Source organism: Fischerella thermalis PCC 7521 (genome assembly GCF_000317225.1).
GTDB classification, from domain to species: domain Bacteria; phylum Cyanobacteriota; class Cyanobacteriia; order Cyanobacteriales; family Nostocaceae; genus Fischerella; species Fischerella thermalis.
The window spans coordinates 14299-32641 of record NZ_AJLL01000101.1 but is presented as its reverse complement, the minus strand read 5'-3'; the positions used below and the strand labels follow the sequence as shown (position 1 = coordinate 32641).

The following is an 18343-nucleotide window of genomic DNA, read 5'->3' as shown; positions in this document are numbered from 1 at the left end:
TCAAGCACACTCATGTCAGCATCTCCATTTTTGTAATAGTCGAAGTTCCCACTCTCGTATTATTCCGCCGGGAATTGAAGTTGATTAATTCTCACAAGGGTAAAGTTTAGTAAAGCTGCTGTTTGTATCTCAGTGATTAACAAAATTTTGAGCTATTGGCAAATTATCCGGTGTAACATGCGATCGCTTTGAAGAAACTGAAACGGTGTATCTAGTTAAAATAAAACATGGAATTTATTCCAAGGCGATATTTGATTAATGCCAGATCTACCATGAAATGATAAAGGTGGGATGATTATTTTTAGGAAGCTTACCACAAGAGTTCAGGGCGAAACTCATGTTTTGAATAGTCAGGCTTATATACTAACTAATTAAGGATTTTGACCGATGTCGGACGCAAGCGACTGGCAACATCAGACTATCTGTAGCGACTGTGCTTTTCATGTCGAGGTCGAAGGAGTGATAGAGTGCATTCATCCTGACGAATCGGAAATTAATTGTTCTACGGTTTTGTTCTACAATTCATCTCAAAGCATACAGGAAGTTGAAAGCCCTGTGTGTGTTTTGATGATGAAGAGTAAGTGTGCGATCGCCACTTAAATATAGGACTCATATTTGATTTTTGAAAAAAACTCAGTATACCTAAGTTATTTTTTTCTGTTGCCTGTTGCAAGAGTGCCTATTCCCTGTCCTCACGAATTATTCATGAATCCAATTGGATTCCTATATCAAATTCACCAATAGTTCTATAAAAAAGAACTTGCAGTATGGTAACTACATTTACACAAGCTAGTATAAAATTTTAATCTTATTTTTATAAAAACAATCTAGTAATTTATACTTAAAAATGAAGTGGATGATTCAGAATAATGATTCATGATACGTCATACTTCCACAACACTTAATAAATATTAGAGATAAATTAATAATTGACAATTCTTCAACAAAGCGATCGCTTCTTTTTTTCTCTCTAAGAATTGCAGAATTTTAGACAATATATAAAATCAGAAAATTGAGGGGTTTAAAAATTTTTGCAGATATATAAAATCTGAATATAGCGGTTTGCTGTTGGGTCTGATACAGGGAAAAAGCGAACACAAAATCACACAGACGCACACCGATAAAGTTGTACTTAATCTAAACTAGAAGCGCTATGAAATATGGTAGAGGTTATCACCATGCTTTTGAGAAAATCTCATGCTGATTTGTCCACCCATAACCTAATACTTTGTAAACTTATCTAGTATAAAGGCAAAAAATTCTGCTATAGTCAGTAATTTGATTGTTGAGTAAAACTGTTGCAGATGAAGAATCACACCATTTATCAAACGCCTATAGACAAACTACTGACTTTGGGTGATTGCCATAAAATCACAAACGAGTATAACTATATTGCAGAATTAGGTCTGGATACAGAACATATCCCCGGTTTAATCAGCATGGCAATCGATCAAAACTTGAACGGTGTAGATTCTGCAAGTTTAGAGACTTGGGGATCAATCCACGCCTGTCGTGCGTTAGGACAATTACGCGCAGAAGCAGCAATAGAACCACTAATGCAGCTATTCCACAAACTGGAAGATAGTGATTGGGTAAACGAAGAAATGCCTAAAATTTATGGCATGTTTGGTGAAGTTGCTATCCCCAGATTACAAGCTTATTTAGCTGATGAATCCCACGGTATTTTTCCACGCATTACTGCTATCCATAGTTTAGAAGAAATTTGCAAACAGCATCCAGACACACGTCAAAAATGTATTGCTGCACTGACTCAACAATTAAAGTCATTTGCTCAAAATCCTCACGAACTAAATGGTTTTATTGTTGCTTCACTAATTGAGTTGCAAGCAGTAGAATCAGCAGCAGTCATTAAAAGTGCTTTTGTAGCGCAAAGTGTGCCTGATGAAATAACAGGTACTTGGGATAATGTATGTGACAGTTTGGGTATTAATTCCGATAAAATAGCACTATTTACGGATATCAATTTAGATGAAGTATCCCAATTAGGGGATATTTCCACTGATGAGATGACGCAAACACAAGAAATTGCTGATAGCAAAGAAACACAACTTCAGGATGTCATTACTGATGAGGTGACGCAATTAGAAGATGTTTCTCAAACACAAGAGATATCTGTTGAGAAAAAACAACCTGATCAAATTACTACTGATGAATTAGAAAATTTGGCTATAACTTCAGATGATCTTCAGTTAATTGAAGATGTGACAATGGATGTGGAACAACTACACAAAGTAGAAACTAAAACTGATGAACAGAAGCAATCTAGTGATATAGATAATCGCGAAACAGAAGCAACTCAGTTAAAGTCTGAAGTTGACAATCAAACAGTTACTGCATATGTTAAGCAGCCATTAAGTAAAGGTTTCGGTGGTTTTGCAACTTCACAAGGTAAAGCTAAAACTAATAAAAAAAAGAAGCGATAAGATTTTAACTGGGAGCAGCATCATTCTCATTACATGAAAGTACCATTCATATCCAGTAGAACAACCTTAAATTTATTGAGTAAATTCATGTGCATGTTGTTGTAAAACTGAAATCTTGGGAATGCGATCGCTAGGATTTTAGATTAATTCGTTTCTAGGGTGGGGTGCATCACACCATACTGCAAGCAATCTACCTAAATACTATATTCATGGGACGATGAATGCAGAGATTATACCCTTGGTCTCTAACACTGAGGCGACTTGTAAAATCAATGCTTCATGATAAGGTGCAGCTATTAATTGCACTCCCAAAGGTAAAGCATTTGTGCGTTGAATTGGTACAGATAAAACAGGCAAACCAATAAATGATAATGGTTGAGTAAATAATCCCAAATGGGGACGAACGAGAATTTCCTCTCCATCTAAAATCATCGTTTGTTGCCCAATTAACGGTGCAGAAATTGGTGTAGTAGGAGCAATGATGATATCAACTTTTTCAAAAACTTCCCGTACTCGATCGCGAAACCAACTTCTAAAGCGCTGCGCTTGCATATACCAATGACTAGGAATTAATGCACCAGCAAGAAAGCGATCGCGTGTTGCTGGATCAAAATCCTGGGGACGTTGACGCAATTTCTCTAAATGTAAATTTGCTCCCTCGCAAGCAGTAATTACAAACGCGGCGGCGCGGGCGCGATGGGCTTCAGGTATACTTACATACTCAGTTACATGCAAAGCATCAGCCACCTTTTGCACTGCTGCTAAAGCTTCAAGATTAGCCCCTTTGCAGAAATAATCACCTGCGATCGCAATTCTAATACCATCAATATTTTGTAGAGATACGCCGTGGCGTGTCTCTACAGGCGGACGTTTTGTGCAAACTGGATCGCGTTCATCTTCCCCTTGCAAAACATCAAAAACTGTAGCGATATCCCTTACCGAACGCGCAAACGGGCCAATATGATCAAAACTGCTAGAAAACAAAGCTACACCAGCCCGTGACAACCTACCATAAGTTGGTTTGAAACCAAACACACCACATAAAGCAGCAGGTACACGAATTGAACCATTAGTATCAGAACCCAAAGTTAGCGGAACCAAACCAGCTGCAACAGCTGCTGCTGATCCGCCACTAGAACCACCCGCAACCCGATTTAAATCATGGGGATTATGAGTAGCACCGTAATGAGAGTTTTCCGTCACAAACCCGTAGGCGTACTCATCCATATTTAACGCGCCTACAAGTATTCCACCCGCTTGCTTCAACCGCGCCACCGCCGTCGCATCTTGCGTCGCTGGTGAATTTTCAGCATTAATTTTTGCACCTGCAAGAGTCGTTATCCCAGCAACATCAAAAAGATTTTTGACAGCAAAAGGTACACCAGCAAGTAAACCAAAGTTCTTACCCTGTTTAACCTCATGATCAATCTTTTCTGCATCAGCCAAAGCAGCATCAGCAGTCACAGTGGTAAAACAATTAAGTTCACGATCTCGTGCTGCAATTCTTTGCAAAGCAGCTTGCGTAACTTCCACCGCCTTAACTTTACCTTCACGCACTGCTACAGCAATCGATACAGCATCCGCAGCATCTAAATTCATGGTTCAAACACTGGCGCGACTTCAATATCATCCGGTAAAGGAAAAGAATTTACCAATTGAGCGATCACTCTAATTCTCTCAAAATTTGCCACCACCCCATCCCTATACTCATCCCTCAACCGTAAATCCACCAACAAAGCCATCAAATCCACATACTCACCCACATTCAACCCTTGATTATCCATCATTCTCTGCGTCCTTGGCGTCTTGGCGGTTAATTAAACTTCCAACCTCCTGTGGCAATTTAAATTTACCATCCTCCCCACACTCAAAACCCACCAAAAAACAGCATCAACATTCAAAGCCCCATAAATATGAGGAAATAACTCATTTACGATTGTATGAAGCCCTCAAAGGACTGGGGGGAATTGTCCGTTGTGTCTCGCTTCTCCTAGAGGGTCATGGTTATTATTCGCGTGAAGGGGTTGGCCATGTACTTTGGGAAATGGTCAATTGGTGCGATCGCTATCTGAAGGATGAAGGGTGATGAATTAATTTTAACCTTCTGCCTTATCTTTAAGCTAGCTACTTACTCCATCGCCTGAATTAATTTATTTGCTTGTGTTTGCGCCCGTTGCAGCGCCTGTTGTAGCGCCTGTTGTCCCAGCAAAGCACTGATAAATTGATTGTCAAAGTTGTTCATAATGGCGGCAGGGTATTTACCTGCTTGCCAAGGCATAGCATAACTCACTCCTGTTAAAAATGGCGATCGCAACGGATCTTTGTCATAACCCAATTTTTCGGCCACTGATTTACGTGTTGGTAAAGCAAAGCCCGTTGCTGTCCACTTTTCCATACCTTCCTTACCAGTCAGGTAGGAAATCAACTCCCAAGCTTCGGCTTTGTGCTGTGTTTGTTTGTTCATCACGTAGGCAACAGTAAATACCATTGTGCTTTTTTTATCATTTATCGTTGGTACTTCTGCGGTGGCAAAATCAAGCTGAGGAAAAGTGTCTTTTAGGTAGGGAATTGCCCAGTTACCTTCAATGACCATTGCTACTTTCCCCTGACCAAACATTTCACTACCTGAGTTTGTCCCCACGTCAGATTTTTGTGCGGCGGTACGGTCTTTTTGATATTGGTCTACTACTAACTGTAATCCTTTAACTCCAGCTTCCGAAGCAAAAGTAGCATAACCATTTGCATCTACAAGTTGTCCACCAAAGGCTCTTATTTTGTAAGCTTGACGCGCTAACTCTGGGATGACACCATAGCCGTATTGGTCAATCCTACCGTCTTGATTTTTATCTACTGTCAATTGTTTGGAGTAGGCACGCAATTCATCCCAAGTTGCGGGAGGACTAGTCAAACCTGCGCTGGTAAAAGCTTGTTTGTTGTAAAAAAGGGTCAGGGTAGAAAAGTCTTTGGGTAAACCATAAATATGATTCTCGTACTTAAAGCTGTTAAGTATTGTCTCTTCAAAATCAGCCAGGTCAAATTCCGGGTTAATATAAGCGTCTAATGGCTCTAAAACGTTCTGACTCATCAAAAAAGGAGCCTCAAAAGCATCCAGATAAAAAACATCAGGCGCTGCTTCACCAATCAAGCGCGTTTTAATGACATCCATGTACTGGTCGGCTATGACTTCATACTTCACCTTGATAGCTGGATGCTGGACTTCAAAGTCTTTAAGTATTTGTTTCAATAGTTTTTGCTCAGTCGGGTCTGCACCCCAACCGCTGAGTTTAATGATAACTGGAGTGGTTGTTGTGGTGGCATGGGGCGAGGGTAAGTTCTGGCAACCAATCACCAAAAAAGCGATCGCCACCATTAATACCAAAAAGTGCCAAAAATTTCTTTTTATCACCGCATAATGAACATTCTTCTATCTTTTTTATAGCTTTTCTCGCTGTAGAATGAATTTTGGAAAAATTAAATTTTTATTTAGAAATGCACGGTAAAATGGCTAAAAATTGTCATTACTACTAAGTAAAAGAGAATGTCTAAAAAAAGTTTGACTTACTTTTATTTTATATACATAAAATCGCAAATCAAAACAAAAAGTAATTTTTTTTGATATGGAAATGAGCAATAGCTAATGGCAATTAAAAATTAACCATTAACCATTAACAATTACTCAGTTCATGAATCCTACTCAGTCTGAAACTGCTTCCTCTTTGATTTCAGAAATTTCTGAAACTGAAGTTATAGAAACAACTATTGCCCCTTCTCTTCTACCAATATATAATCGCACATTTTCCAAAGATGCTATTCGTACCAGTCTGCGCGCTTCAACTATGGATGCTATATTTGCAGGCATTTTTGGAATTACAACTGGTGGCATTTTATTAAGTAATTTTTTGGTAGAATTGGACGCTGCTCCAGTGGCTTTTGGAATGCTTGCTTCTATCCCCATGCTGGTGAATTTCATTCAGCCTTTGGGTGCTTACATATCAGAACGTTTTTCCAGTCGCTATCAATATTCTCTTTTGATTTATGCACCCTCTCGCTTGATTTGGCTGATTTTAGTAATTTGTATAGCAGCTTTTAGCCAACAACTAATTAATTCTCAGCAGTTAGTCATACTAACACTCTTGATTGTGTTCATGAGCCATCTCTGGGGTGGACTCGGTAGTGCATCTTGGTTGTCGTGGATGGCGACCTTGGTCCACCGACGTTTGCGGGGACGATATTTTGGCATACGCAGTAGTGTAGCTAGCTTAACTAATTTGATTTGTGTACCATTAGCAGGACTAGCTGTATCTCATTGGTATGGTGGTAGTCTCCAAGGCTATGGGATACTGCTTTTTATAGGTATCCTATTTGGAATGATAAGTTTGGCATGTCAGCATTTTAAGCTGGATGTCAATCCCCAAGCACAAAATGCGATCGCGGTAAATGCAAATAATTTACATGATCCTGTGGATGAGCAAATTGCAAATGTCAACTCTACATCTCAACCAAATTTCTGGCAGAGTCTCCGCAATGATACTAATTTTTTAATATTTTTGCTTTACTTCAGTGTGTGGATGTTTGCAGTTAACCTCTGTAACCCCTTTTTCAATCTTTACATGCTAGATACCCTGGACTTAGATGTCAGCTGGGTGACATTCTATGGTAGCCTGCAAGCAGGGGCAAATATGTTAATGTTAATCCTTTGGGGAAGGCTAGCAGACAAAATCGGCAACCGTCCAATTCTATTTTTCATAGGAATTTTCGTAGCGATCGCACCTTTGTTATGGTTAGGTATTGGTTACACTTCCCTAGACATATGGCTATGGTTGCCTATGTTACACATTTTTCTGGGAGGAACCGGTGCAGCTATTGATTTGTGCGGCAATAATATGCAGCTAGAAGTTGCACCAACCAAAAATCAGTCCATATATTTTGCAATGGTAGCTGCGATCGCTGGCTTATGTGGTGCGTTTGGTACAATCCTTGGTGGTTTTCTAGTACAAATTAATTTTTGTGGAGGCTTACTAGGATTGTTCGTTTTCTCAACAGTATTTAGGCTGGTTGCACTTTTGCCGATCATTTTTGTCCAAGAGTCACGGGGACAATCTTTTGTACAAACTATTCAAAGTTTTTGGACATTTAGAGAAAAGGCTAGAGGCTAGGAGATGGGGTGGTGGGGAACTCGGGGCCCCTGGTGGGGATTAGGGGCGTGGGGAGTGTGGGGAGTAAGTATTAAACAACCACTAACCACCAACCACCAACCACCAATCACCAACTATTCTACAATTGTCGAACTTAAAGTCATAGTTTTCTCCCACAACACTACATTATGAGTGCTGGTTGTAGCGGGGGGATGGTGTAATGCTATTAGCTGGGATAAAGTGCTTTTCAACTGGGTACGCGGTACAATTTCATCAACAAAGCCATGTTTGAGTAAATCTTCGGCAGTTTGGAAATCATCAGGCAATTTTTCCCGTAGGGTTTGCTCAATCACTCGCCGACCTGCAAAACCAATGGTTGCTTTGGGTTCTGCTAGGATGATATCACCTAACATCGCAAAGCTAGCAGTCACACCGCCTGTAGTGGGATGAGTTAATACTGGCACATACAGCAAACGTGCTTCTCTATGTCTTTCCAAAGCTGCGGAAATTTTTGCCATCTGCATCAGTGAGAGCATTCCTTCTTGCATCCTTGCTCCACCAGATGTACAGACGATGACCACAGCATAACGCCTTTGAGTAGCTTGTTCAATCAAACGGGTGAGTTTCTCGCCAACAACCGAACCCATGCTTCCACCCATGAAGCGAAAATCCATGACTCCAAGGGCAATTGGTAAGCCGTTGATCTCACCCAAACCTGTTTTGACAGCATCTACTAAGCCGAGTTTTTCTTGTGTTTCCCGGAGGCGATCGCTATAGGCTTTGCGATCGCGAAATCCTAAAGGATCAGCAGGACGCAACTGCTCATCAATTGGTCTCCAGGTATTAGGATCTATCAACTGACGGATGCGCTCATCACTATCTACCCGATTATGATGTCCGCATTCGGTGCATACCATTAAATTAGCCTTCAAGTCTTTGGCATAACTTAATACACCACACTTAGGACACTTATTCCACAGTCCGTCTGCAATTTCACGTTCTTGGCGTTCTAGACTGATAGGTCCTGATTTTCGTCGGTTTGCAAACCAATCAAACAGAGATTTTAAACCACGTGACTCTTCGTTGTTTGCCATTTGTTTCTTATGCCAGTAGAGTATGTCAAAAACAGGTTAATCTTTTTGTGGAGTCATTGTCCTTTGACATTTGTATTGAGTTTGTACTAATGTCTAATGAATAAATGACTACACAACAAAATTTGTCTTCTAAGCAATATTCAGATTTAATTTTGCATCTTTGCTTGTCAGCTTAACGAAAATACGTAAACCAGTTCAAGTATGTTTTTCTGGATGCCAAGAAATTTATAAATTTTCACGTATGAGGAATATATAGTGGGTTATTTGACATGGTACATTGGGGGTTGTATCAAAAAATTTTGGATTTAGATGTCGGAGCAACTGCGCCCTTAGGAGGTTCACTCCGTTTTAGCCTGTGGCGCAATTTGAGATTAGTTCCACGAGATTTATCTAGGGGCTTGGACGTTACTCGAAATTATCAATTACAGGACTAATCTTAACAGAAGTTAAAGACCGTTAAGGGTAATGAAGTTTACAGTTGCAGGCTCAGAAGTAGGAGTAAGTTACGGGTGTGTCCTGTATGGAGGATATAGCATTTATATGATCACCTTTACAACTTGATGAAAAGCATATAAGTATCTACGCATAAATATTTAGCCATTTTTCAACACAATGGTAATCGCTATATTCCTTCCCTGTTCCCTGTTCCCCGATCCCCAATCACCTGTTCCCTTTTACGTTCCATTCACAAACAACCGTAAGTAGCTAGACAAAATTGTCTCGCCACCAAACAGAGTTATTACTGATCCAAGTGCAAGAAACGGGCCGAAAGGCATTTTATATCCCCATCTGCGTTGCGATAGGATAATCATACTGCCACCTACGGATACTCCCAACAAACAAGCAACAAAAGCAGCCAAGAGTAAGTACTTCCAGCCTAACCAGGCTCCCATCATAGCTGCTAACTTGGCATCACCTCCACCCATTACAGTTTTACCAAAAATAATTGAACCAACTGTAGCGATCGCATCAAACAACCACAATCCTAGTACTGCTCCCAGGATTGCCGTCATCAGGTGACTAGCTAATCTTGTCCAGTTAGCATCTGGTAAAAAACCAACTACTGCTTGAAATGCTATCCCCATCACTAATCCTGGCTTAGTAAGCTGGTTTGGTAAAGTCATTGTATCTAAATCAATCAGCGACAATGCTAGTAACCAACTACAAAATACCCAGTAACCCAGCGTTAAAACTGAGACATCAAAATTCCAAAATATCAATAAAAATACTAATCCCGTGACTGCTTCTACCACTGGATAACGCAGAGAAATTTTACCTTGGCAATAGCGACAACAACCTCTTAACCATAGCCAACCCACTACTGGCACATTATCGTAGGGCTTAAGTTGGGTTAAACAATGGGGACAGCGAGAAGCAGGGAAAAGCAGGGATAAGCCAGCAGGAAGCCGATAAACCACAACATTAATAAAACTGCCAATAGAAGCACCCAAGGCAAACACAATAAAATTTGCCAGGATGATCAGCAAAATATCCATAATCAGTCTTTTGTCATTTGTCCTTTGTCATTTGTACAACATCAATAACTAATGACCAATAACTAATGACTAATACATCTGTGACTCAATTTGATTCAAAGGCACAAAACATTCTGCGGGCAAGAGAACTGGTTGACCAGTAAAAATTACCTTGCCCCGGTGCGTATCGCGATTAATTGCTACACCAGAAGCTTGACCAGCCATTTCAGGATGTACTTCGCAATAGGTGTGGTAAATTTTACCAGCCGCTCTGATGACGGCAGGATCAATCAGAGGGGACTGGCTCTTAGGGTTAGTATACTTTGTTTGTTCTTGTCGTAAAGCGTACACGACTTATTGAGTATTGTTGTTAGGTTTTGTCTTATTAGTTTATACGAAAGTTTTAGCAATGATTGCCAAAATTTTCGTTTGCTACAGAAGAAGATTATTCTTCCAGAACTTGAATTAAAGCCTTACCCATAGCACTGCAACCCAATAGTTGCATACCCGGGGACATGATGTCTCCCGTCCGAGCGCCATTTTGTAACACTTGCAACACACCTTTTTCCAGAAAATCTGCTGCTGCGCCTTGGTTTAAACCATAGCGAAGCATCATTGCTGCGCTCAAAACTTGGGCTAGGGGATTAGCTTTATCTTGTCCTGCAATATCAGGAGCAGAACCATGAACAGGTTCAAACACTCCAGGTCCGGAGGCTCCTAAACTAGCAGAAGGCAACATACCTATGCTACCAGTGAGCATGGCAGCAGCATCTGAGAGAATATCACCAAATAGATTTCCTGTGACAATAGTATCGAACTGTTTAGGGGCCCGCAATAACTGCATAGCAGCATTATCTACATACAGATGAGTGAGTTCCACATCCGGATATTCAGCACCTAGCTTAGTGATGCGATCGCGCCACAGTTGTGATACTTCTAAAACATTAGATTTATCTACTGAACAGAGTTTCCTTTGGCGTTTGCGGGCTGTTTCAAATGCTACTCTTCCAATGCGATCAATTTCAGACTCGGTATATGCCATTGTGTTGACACCGCGCTTTTGGCCAGTTTCCGTTTCAAAAATTCCCCTGGGTTTGCCAAAGTATATGCCGCCAGTGAGTTCGCGCACCACCATAATATCAACGCCTTCGACAACTTCCCGTTTCAGAGTAGAAGCCTCTATTAACTGGGGTATAATTTTCGCTGGGCGCAAATTAGCAAATAATTCCAATCCTGCCCGTAATCCAAGTAAACCTGCTTCTGGACGTAAATGAGATGGCAGACAATCCCACTTGTAACCACCAATCGCCGCTAATAATACCGCATCACTGTTGCGGCACACATCTAAAGTAGCTGTTGGTAGAGGTTCGCCTGTAGCATCGATTGCTGCACCACCAATCAGCGCTTCTTGGAATTCAAACTGAAGATCAAATTTTTTTTCCACGACTTTTAGCACGTCTACCGCCACAGCCATGATTTCGGGGCCAATGCCATCGCCAGAAAGTAAGGTAATGCGGTATTGCTGTGCCATAGTTAATTTTGCTTGGGTAAGTGTTTAAGCTTGCAGAAAAATATCATATCAAAACACAGATGCCCGACTTCTGACCAGAAGTCGGGAATCTCAAATTTGGTTATTTCAACATATTCATCGCAGTTTCTGGATGGACGCTGGAAATGTAGATTGTTTTGTTTGGAGTCGGTTAAGTGCAGAATGCAAGCGATTGTTAATAGTTGAGAAATTGCTGATTTGTTTTTGCGAGTAGCCGCTGATATGGGGGATTAGAGATTGGGGATTAGGAGGAGACAAGGAAGAATATATCAAAATATTTTCCATGTCCCTGTCAAAGAGTGTCCCCTTTCCCCAGTTAACCTGCCCCACCTGCCAATACAGAATGTTTTGTCAGCAGTTCCATCGCTGCTTGATATTGCTGGTCAGCTTCTGTACCAATCTGTTCGCGGGTAATTGGTGCAGAGGAAATTATTTTGTCTGGTTTTATACCTAATTTATTGATGTCTCTATGATTTGGGGTTTCGTACTTGGCAATGGTGACTGCTAAGCCAGAACCATCTGACAATTCAAACAAGGATTGGATTAAGCCTTTACCAAAGGTGGTTTCTCCTACAAGTATGGCACGACCGTTATCTTGCAATGCACCAGCGAGAATCTCGCTAGCACTAGCCGTACCTTCATTGACCAAAACGATTAGCGGATCGTTCGTTAGTGCTGGACCAAATGATTCAAAGCTACCTTGAATTCCTTGGCGATTGGCAGTGTACACGATCGTACCAGAGTTCAACCACAAACGTGCTACTTCAATCCCTGCTTGTAGTAAGCCTCCAGGGTTATTTCGCAAATCCAGAATGTATGCAGATGCACCTTTTTTCTCTAAGCTATTGATGGCGTGTGCCAACTCCGTAGGAGCATTAGCATTAAATTGAGTGAGACGAATATACCCAAAAGGAAGTCCCTCTGGAGTACTGTGTAACTCTGCGACCACAGGGTTTAAAGAAATGCGATCGCGCATAACTCGAAACTCTTTTTGCCCTTCTCCGTCTCGTTCGATAACTAATGTGACTAAACTACCAATTGGACCACGCATTCTCGCAGCTGCTTCATCAAGTGTAAGATTTTGCGTAGCAATACCCTCTATTTTGACAATGCGATCACGCGACCGGATTCCTGCTTTTTCTGCTGGTGAGCCTGCAATCGGAGCCACTACTTCTAAACCGCCTGTTTGTTGATTCAAAGCAATTTGCAAACCCACCCCAGTCAGTTCTCCAGAAGTATTTACCTGTAAACTCCGGTATTGCTCTGGATCTAAAAAACGGGTAAAGGGGTCATCAAGGCTTTTGAGCATTTTTTGAATTGCTGTGTATGCTGCTTTTTGGTCTGGGAGAGATGCAGAAAGAATTTTTTGCCTCACAGCCGCCCAATTTTGATGATTAAACGTGTCATCTAAATAAGTGCGGTTCACAATTCGCCATACTTCCGATACCAACTTTTGTTCTTGAGTCAAAGCCATTGCTGGTTGACAAAAATTGCAAAGTCCTAGCCAAAACGCTACAAAAACTGACAATCCAACCCGAAAAACCTGTTTATGCATTAACCCCATTTTTTAATCCCACTTTTTACCCAAAATTGCTTAGTTTCGATGCAAGTACCTGAATTGAGACCTCTTACAAAAGTCAGTAAACACAAAGGGGTAAAGGGAAAGAATCTTTACTCTTTAACCTTTACTTTCTTACTTTTGCAATCGGTATATGAAATCTATCTGTCGACTATGTTACTTTTTTTATAGAAGTGGTGGATTGCGAAATCAAGAGGTTTAATCTCCTGATTCGGTGCAAATCCCCCTCTACAAACGATAAAATCTACTTTGTGTCCAGCATTTTTTTGATTGGGTGCAAAGAGAACGCAATATATTCCATCTTTGCAGAGTGTTAAGTTTTTTTAAAATTATTAACACTCCTAAGGCTCATCAACAAACGAGCTTTTCTCCTCTTTGCTCAAGGGGATTAGGCATAAGGGACTGAGGCTTAGGAACTAAGCCAGATAATTCCCGATTCCTGATTCCTGCTACCTACTCCCCAATCACCAATCCCCGGTAAGTTGGGAGATTTATTAACCGCGATCGATTTCTAGGAACTTGAGATTGTATGGCCAACGTTTATGACTGGTTCGAGGAGCGCTTGGAGATTCAAGCGATCGCTGATGACGTCACCAGCAAGTACGTCCCTCCCCATGTCAACATCTTCTACTGCCTGGGTGGAATTACCCTCACTTGCTTTTTAATCCAGTTTGCTACTGGATTTGCTATGACATTCTACTACAAGCCAACTGTGACGGAAGCTTATGCGTCTGTGCAGTACATCATGAATGAAGTGAGCTTTGGTTGGTTAATTCGCTCCGTCCATAAATGGTCTGCCAGCATGATGGTGCTGATGATGATTCTGCACGTATTCCGGGTTTACCTGACTGGCGGTTTCAAAAAGCCCCGCGAGTTAACCTGGGTAAGTGGAGTCATTCTAGCGGTGATTACCGTTTCTTTTGGCGTCACTGGCTATTCTCTGCCTTGGGATCAAGTTGGTTATTGGGCGGTGAAAATCGTCAGCGGTGTACCAGAAGCAATTCCGGTAGTGGGCACCTTGATTTCTGAACTGCTGCGCGGCGGTTCTAGCGTTGGACAAGGAACACTAACTCGTTACTACAGTGCCCACACCTTTGTGTTGCCTTGGCTAATTGCCGTCTTCATGTTGTTTCACTTCTTGATGATTCGCAAACAAGGGATTTCCGGTCCATTGTAATTTATATGCGGGAGAAGCATTCTTTGTGGCAGTTAGCCTACCAGCCACAGAGGTTGAAAGCATGAATGCTTTCCCGTAAAGTTATCAGGTATTGACTTTCGGTTTCCAGATTCAGTTGTTTGTTTTAAACTGAAATAAAAAATAACAAACCTATTGACACATAGAAGACAAAAAAAACAAACAATTGCATCTTAAGCTGAAAGCTAGTGCCTGAAGCTCGAGGCTTGAACAAATGCTTTAACTCGACGTCAGCAGGAGAGCACATAAAAAAATGGCAACACTAAAGAAACCAGATCTGAGCGATCCTACCTTAAGAGCCAAACTAGCCAAGGGTATGGGTCATAACTACTATGGCGAACCCGCTTGGCCCAATGACCTACTCTACGTCTTTCCAGTTGTAATCATGGGAAGTTTCGCTTGCATTGTGGCCCTAGCTGTATTAGACCCAGCTTTGGTCGGAGAACCAGCAAATCCCTTTGCAACACCACTAGAAATTTTGCCAGAGTGGTACTTGTATCCTGTATTTCAAATTTTGCGTTCAGTTCCCAACAAACTCTTAGGAGTATTGTTGATGGCATCTGTACCTCTAGGGCTGATCCTTGTTCCCTTTATTGAGAACGTCAACAAGTTTCAGAACCCTTTCCGCCGTCCTGTAGCGACAGCAGTTTTCCTTTTCGGTACTCTAGTTACCCTCTACTTAGGTATTGGTGCTACTTTCCCATTAGATAAATCTTTGACTTTGGGATTGTTCTAAACGTTAGTAGTCATCAACCTAATTTGACGCCTGTGGTTTTTCTCAACAAGTGCAGATGTACTTTTATTGAGAAGTCTACAGGTGTCAATTTTAATCATCCGTTTTGTGTTTTATATCTGTAAGTTTTTCTGGTTATAAATTTTGGATTACAATACTATTCCAAAATCTATAACTTATAAGATGATAGTAGATATAAATAACTTGAATCTAGTAAAACATAAGTTTCATGACTAATGATAGCAGCTAGTTTCAAGTTATTTTACGTTATTGGGACTAAGTAATATCATGGTTAAACTTGACCTTATAGTATTGAGTAATGGGTGATTACTTTAAATACATATGACAAACAATTAAGAAAGTTGGTAGTTGACTTGAGGCAGCACGCAGAACAGGAGTTTTCCATGCCAGGTAACGCCAGTTGCCTTTGCCGAAAGATTCTTACTTTACAGAAGTCGCCATAGATGCAAAGCAACTCGCAACAAGCTACAAGGGCGTTTCAATAATTTCCATTCGACCAAGTTCAAAGGGTAGGGTAATTTCTAACACCAAACAACAAAACATAACTTATGCTGATCTTCTTACAAAGATTTTTACCTATACACATATATGCCAAGGTCAATGCTTAGCATAGTGCAGCAAGACCATCTGACTGTAAAGAGCGAACTCAAGCTTCTAAACCGGGTGCAACAGTGGTTTGAACAATTCTGTTTGCAACATTTATCTAAACTTGATTGGTCAGAAGGTCAACTTCATCGCCTGAACCTAGCATTAGCAGAAGGTTTTACTAATGCTGTCCGCCATGCTCATCATACTCTCCCTCCAGAAACAACCATTGATATAGACGTTTCCCTATGGATAGATCGACTGGAGATTAGAATCTGGGATTATGGCAAACCTTTTAATCCTGATGCGATCGCTGAACCAGAACCAGGTACTCTGCAAGTCGGTGGGTATGGATGGTTCCTGCTGCGACGCTTGGTTGATCAAGTCGTCTACGAACGTGGTGCAGATGGTAGGAACTGCCTGCTGATCGTTAAGTATGGTCTACAAAAGCAGCAATAAGGTTTTTGTTTAAGTTTAATATTCTAAATTGTTAGTTGTAAATTACATATAAATTTGGAAACTTGGTGATTGCTGCAAACAAGATGTAGCAAAAGAATGTTTTCCAAAAGTTTACATTAATATTATTTAATATTCGTTATATAAATTAAGTGAAGTACCACAGGTTCCGCTACGCTGCACCTGTGGCTTCCTGTCCTGAACCTGTATCCCGGTTCATCCCTAGTCTTGCAACTAGCAGATCAGGCGTAGATTTCCCTTCTTCCAAGGGTATTTTTGACTCAGAGAACAGCATCAGATTCAGGGCAGCATTAATGTCTCTGTCCCAAAAACTTTTGCATTCTGGACACTCCCACTCACGAATAGCAAGTGTTAAGTCTTGCTTGATGTACCCGCAGTTGGAACATCTGTTAGAACTAGGGAAAAATCTATCTACATAGTGAACTTCACAACCGTAGATATCCCCTTTATATTCCAACATGGTGAGGAAATTGCCCCACGATACATCACTTATCTGTTTGGCTAATTTACGGTTGTTTACCATCCCTTTGATGTTGAGACTTTCTGCTGATATTCTTTGGTTCTCGGATACCAGTTTCAAACTAATTTTGTGTTGGTAATCTTGCCGTTGATTAGCCACTTTTTCGTGAATTTTAGCTACAACCAATCTAGCTTTGTTCCGGTTGTTAGAACATGAAGCTTTTCTGGTTAGTCTCCTTTGTCTGATTTTGAGTCGGCGTAAAGACTTCTGAAAATATCTAGGGTTTTCAAACTTGTCGCCCTTTGATGTAATTGCAAACTCCTTGAGTCCTAAGTCCAAACCAATCTTGTCACCATTCAAAGGTGCATGAGGAAGATCTTGCTCAGCTACTATTGATGCGTAATATTTACCAGATGGTGTCTTAGATATGGTGACATTTTTTGGTGTTCCTAGTATTTCCCTATGAATGACCATTTTGATAGGTGTCATTTTAGGGAGTCTGAGAAACCCATTAGTATCTATCGAAAAGTGTTGTGGTACTGTGAAAGATTGCCGATTACTTTTGTTTTTGAAGTTTGGGAATCCTCCTAACTTTTTAAAAAATCTCACAAATGCTGACTCTAAATCCTTAAGAGTCTGCTGCAATGCCTGGGAATTAACTTCTTTAAGCCATTCAAATTCTGACTTTAAACCTGTTAAAAGCTTCGCCCATTCTTTGTAACGCAGAGATTTTTTAGACTCGGCGTAGACATCTGTTGTCAGCCTTAAAAAATGGTTATACACAAATCTAGAGCAAACAAAGCATTTTGCCAAAAATGCGGATTGCTCTTTATTTGGATACAATCGAAATTTGTAAGCTTTATTTCCTATAGTACTTACTATACAATACTTATCCAATTCAAGTCAATTAGCTAAGTGCCGCAGATTTTGGCTTTGCTCTCCTACACAAGCTCCACTCCGTTTCCCATGGGGTCTTCCCGCAAAGAAGATAAACTAAATATTGAAGTGATCCCCACCAATCAAATCTTTAATTTATAAAACAAAATCCACCTAATTAAATTAGGTGGACATGCTTAATTATTTAGTGGATCCGAGCAGAGTCGAACTGCTGTCCAAACTGGGTATTGGCCCCCCGCTCATTCACAGGCTTAGCCTTTCTTACCCTCAAGGCGGGGAACGTTCGTTATCCCGAACGCTAGGATACTCTGGTTAAGTCTTTGCTAACAAGTCCACCAGAGGGAACTTATTAGCGCATCCGTTGGGGTTTGCCTCTAGCCCTTAACGGAGTCAGACTAGAAGCGCTCGAACCTATAAGAGGTTTTTAGGCAGCTACGAGAGCTTCCTTACGAGCAAATTTTACGATGTTGTTCGCATTTACTTTTTTTTGAGCCTTGGATTTACGAGAGATGACTCACTCTCGACCTGAATCACAGAGTAGCTTTCGCCAGCCTGTCAAAACCGGTACGGACCCATGAAGTTCACATACCCCTATTATAGTCAGCCGTTTTTAAATGTGCCACTCAAAATTTTAGATTTTGGATTTACAATTTTGGATTGAAAATTTTGTTGTAACTCCAATCTAAAATCTAAAATCTA

Annotated in this window: 15 protein-coding genes and 1 other RNA gene; 6 read left to right on the top strand and 10 right to left on the bottom strand. The window is 40.8% G+C overall.

All coding sequences use genetic code 11. The features are described 5' to 3' along the window. The first annotated feature begins 387 nt into the window (after nt 1–387). Nucleotides 388–600 (top strand): hypothetical protein, encoded by a 213-nt coding sequence (locus tag UYK_RS25420; RefSeq protein WP_009456980.1) that lies wholly within the window; start codon nt 388–390, stop codon nt 598–600. Nucleotides 601–1304: 704 nt separating this feature from the next. Continuing rightward, complete coding sequence (locus tag UYK_RS0121985; RefSeq protein ID WP_009456981.1) at nt 1305–2444, top strand: HEAT repeat domain-containing protein; 1140 nt, start codon at nt 1305–1307, stop codon at nt 2442–2444. A 207-nt stretch (nt 2445–2651) separates the two neighbouring features. On the opposite strand, the gene UYK_RS0121980 is transcribed toward UYK_RS0121985, so the two are convergent. The 3 genes from UYK_RS0121980 to UYK_RS0121965 form a co-directional block, all read right to left on the bottom strand. After that, on the bottom strand, nt 2652–4043 hold the full coding sequence (locus tag UYK_RS0121980; protein WP_009456982.1) for an AtzE family amidohydrolase: 1392 nt from the start codon (nt 4041–4043) through the stop codon (nt 2652–2654). Further along, nucleotides 4040–4228, bottom strand: coding sequence for a DUF4089 domain-containing protein (locus UYK_RS0121975; protein WP_016872169.1), 189 nt, complete (start codon nt 4226–4228; stop codon nt 4040–4042). The genes UYK_RS0121980 and UYK_RS0121975 overlap by 4 nt, the downstream gene beginning before the upstream one ends. Nucleotides 4229–4572: 344 nt before the next feature. Then, entirely contained in the window at nt 4573–5814 is a 1242-nt protein-coding gene (locus UYK_RS0121965; protein ID WP_009456984.1) for an ABC transporter substrate-binding protein, read from the bottom strand. A gap of 313 nt (nt 5815–6127) precedes the next feature. Between UYK_RS0121965 and UYK_RS0121960 the strand changes: the two genes are divergently transcribed. Beyond that, nucleotides 6128–7600, top strand: coding sequence for an MFS transporter (locus UYK_RS0121960; RefSeq protein ID WP_009456985.1), 1473 nt, complete (start codon nt 6128–6130; stop codon nt 7598–7600). Between the two features lie 113 nt (nt 7601–7713). Here UYK_RS0121960 and accD read toward each other — a convergent pair whose 3' ends face one another. The 5 genes from accD to ctpA form a co-directional block, all read right to left on the bottom strand. Then, entirely contained in the window at nt 7714–8673 is a 960-nt protein-coding gene (accD, locus tag UYK_RS0121955) for an acetyl-CoA carboxylase, carboxyltransferase subunit beta (RefSeq protein ID WP_016872167.1), read from the bottom strand. A gap of 674 nt (nt 8674–9347) precedes the next feature. Further along, nucleotides 9348–10169, bottom strand: coding sequence for a prepilin peptidase (locus UYK_RS0121945; RefSeq protein ID WP_009456988.1), 822 nt, complete (start codon nt 10167–10169; stop codon nt 9348–9350). Nucleotides 10170–10238: 69 nt separating this feature from the next. Then, on the bottom strand, nt 10239–10499 hold the full coding sequence (locus tag UYK_RS0121940) for a hypothetical protein (protein ID WP_009456989.1): 261 nt from the start codon (nt 10497–10499) through the stop codon (nt 10239–10241). 94 nt (nt 10500–10593) lie between these two features. Beyond that, entirely contained in the window at nt 10594–11679 is a 1086-nt protein-coding gene (leuB, locus tag UYK_RS0121935; RefSeq protein ID WP_009456990.1) for a 3-isopropylmalate dehydrogenase, read from the bottom strand. A 334-nt stretch (nt 11680–12013) separates the two neighbouring features. Continuing rightward, the gene (gene ctpA / locus UYK_RS0121930) at nt 12014–13261 is read right to left on the bottom strand and encodes a carboxyl-terminal processing protease CtpA (RefSeq protein WP_009456991.1); all 1248 of its coding nucleotides are present in this window, start codon (nt 13259–13261) and stop codon (nt 12014–12016) included. Nucleotides 13262–13805: 544 nt separating this feature from the next. Between ctpA and petB the strand changes: the two genes are divergently transcribed. The 3 genes from petB to UYK_RS0121915 all read left to right on the top strand — a co-directional run bounded on the left by petB (nt 13806) and on the right by UYK_RS0121915 (nt 16269). Continuing rightward, the gene (petB, locus tag UYK_RS0121925; protein WP_009456992.1) at nt 13806–14453 is read left to right on the top strand and encodes a cytochrome b6; all 648 of its coding nucleotides are present in this window, start codon (nt 13806–13808) and stop codon (nt 14451–14453) included. A gap of 271 nt (nt 14454–14724) precedes the next feature. Next, on the top strand, nt 14725–15207 hold the full coding sequence (gene petD / locus UYK_RS0121920; RefSeq protein WP_016866281.1) for a cytochrome b6-f complex subunit IV: 483 nt from the start codon (nt 14725–14727) through the stop codon (nt 15205–15207). A gap of 618 nt (nt 15208–15825) precedes the next feature. Continuing rightward, nucleotides 15826–16269: an ATP-binding protein gene (locus tag UYK_RS0121915; RefSeq protein WP_009456995.1), complete on the top strand. Its 444-nt coding sequence runs from the start codon at nt 15826–15828 to the stop codon at nt 16267–16269. A gap of 169 nt (nt 16270–16438) precedes the next feature. Here the strand turns inward: UYK_RS0121915 and tnpB are convergent, their stop codons facing one another. Together tnpB and ssrA are read right to left on the bottom strand one after the other, a co-directional pair. Further along, nucleotides 16439–17644, bottom strand: a complete 1206-nt coding sequence (gene tnpB, locus UYK_RS0121910) for an IS200/IS605 family element RNA-guided endonuclease TnpB (RefSeq protein WP_016872166.1) — start codon at nt 17642–17644, stop codon at nt 16439–16441. Nucleotides 17645–17829: 185 nt separating this feature from the next. Continuing rightward, nucleotides 17830–18218: a transfer-messenger RNA gene (gene ssrA / locus UYK_RS25410) on the bottom strand. Nucleotides 18219–18343: the final 125 nt, after the last annotated feature.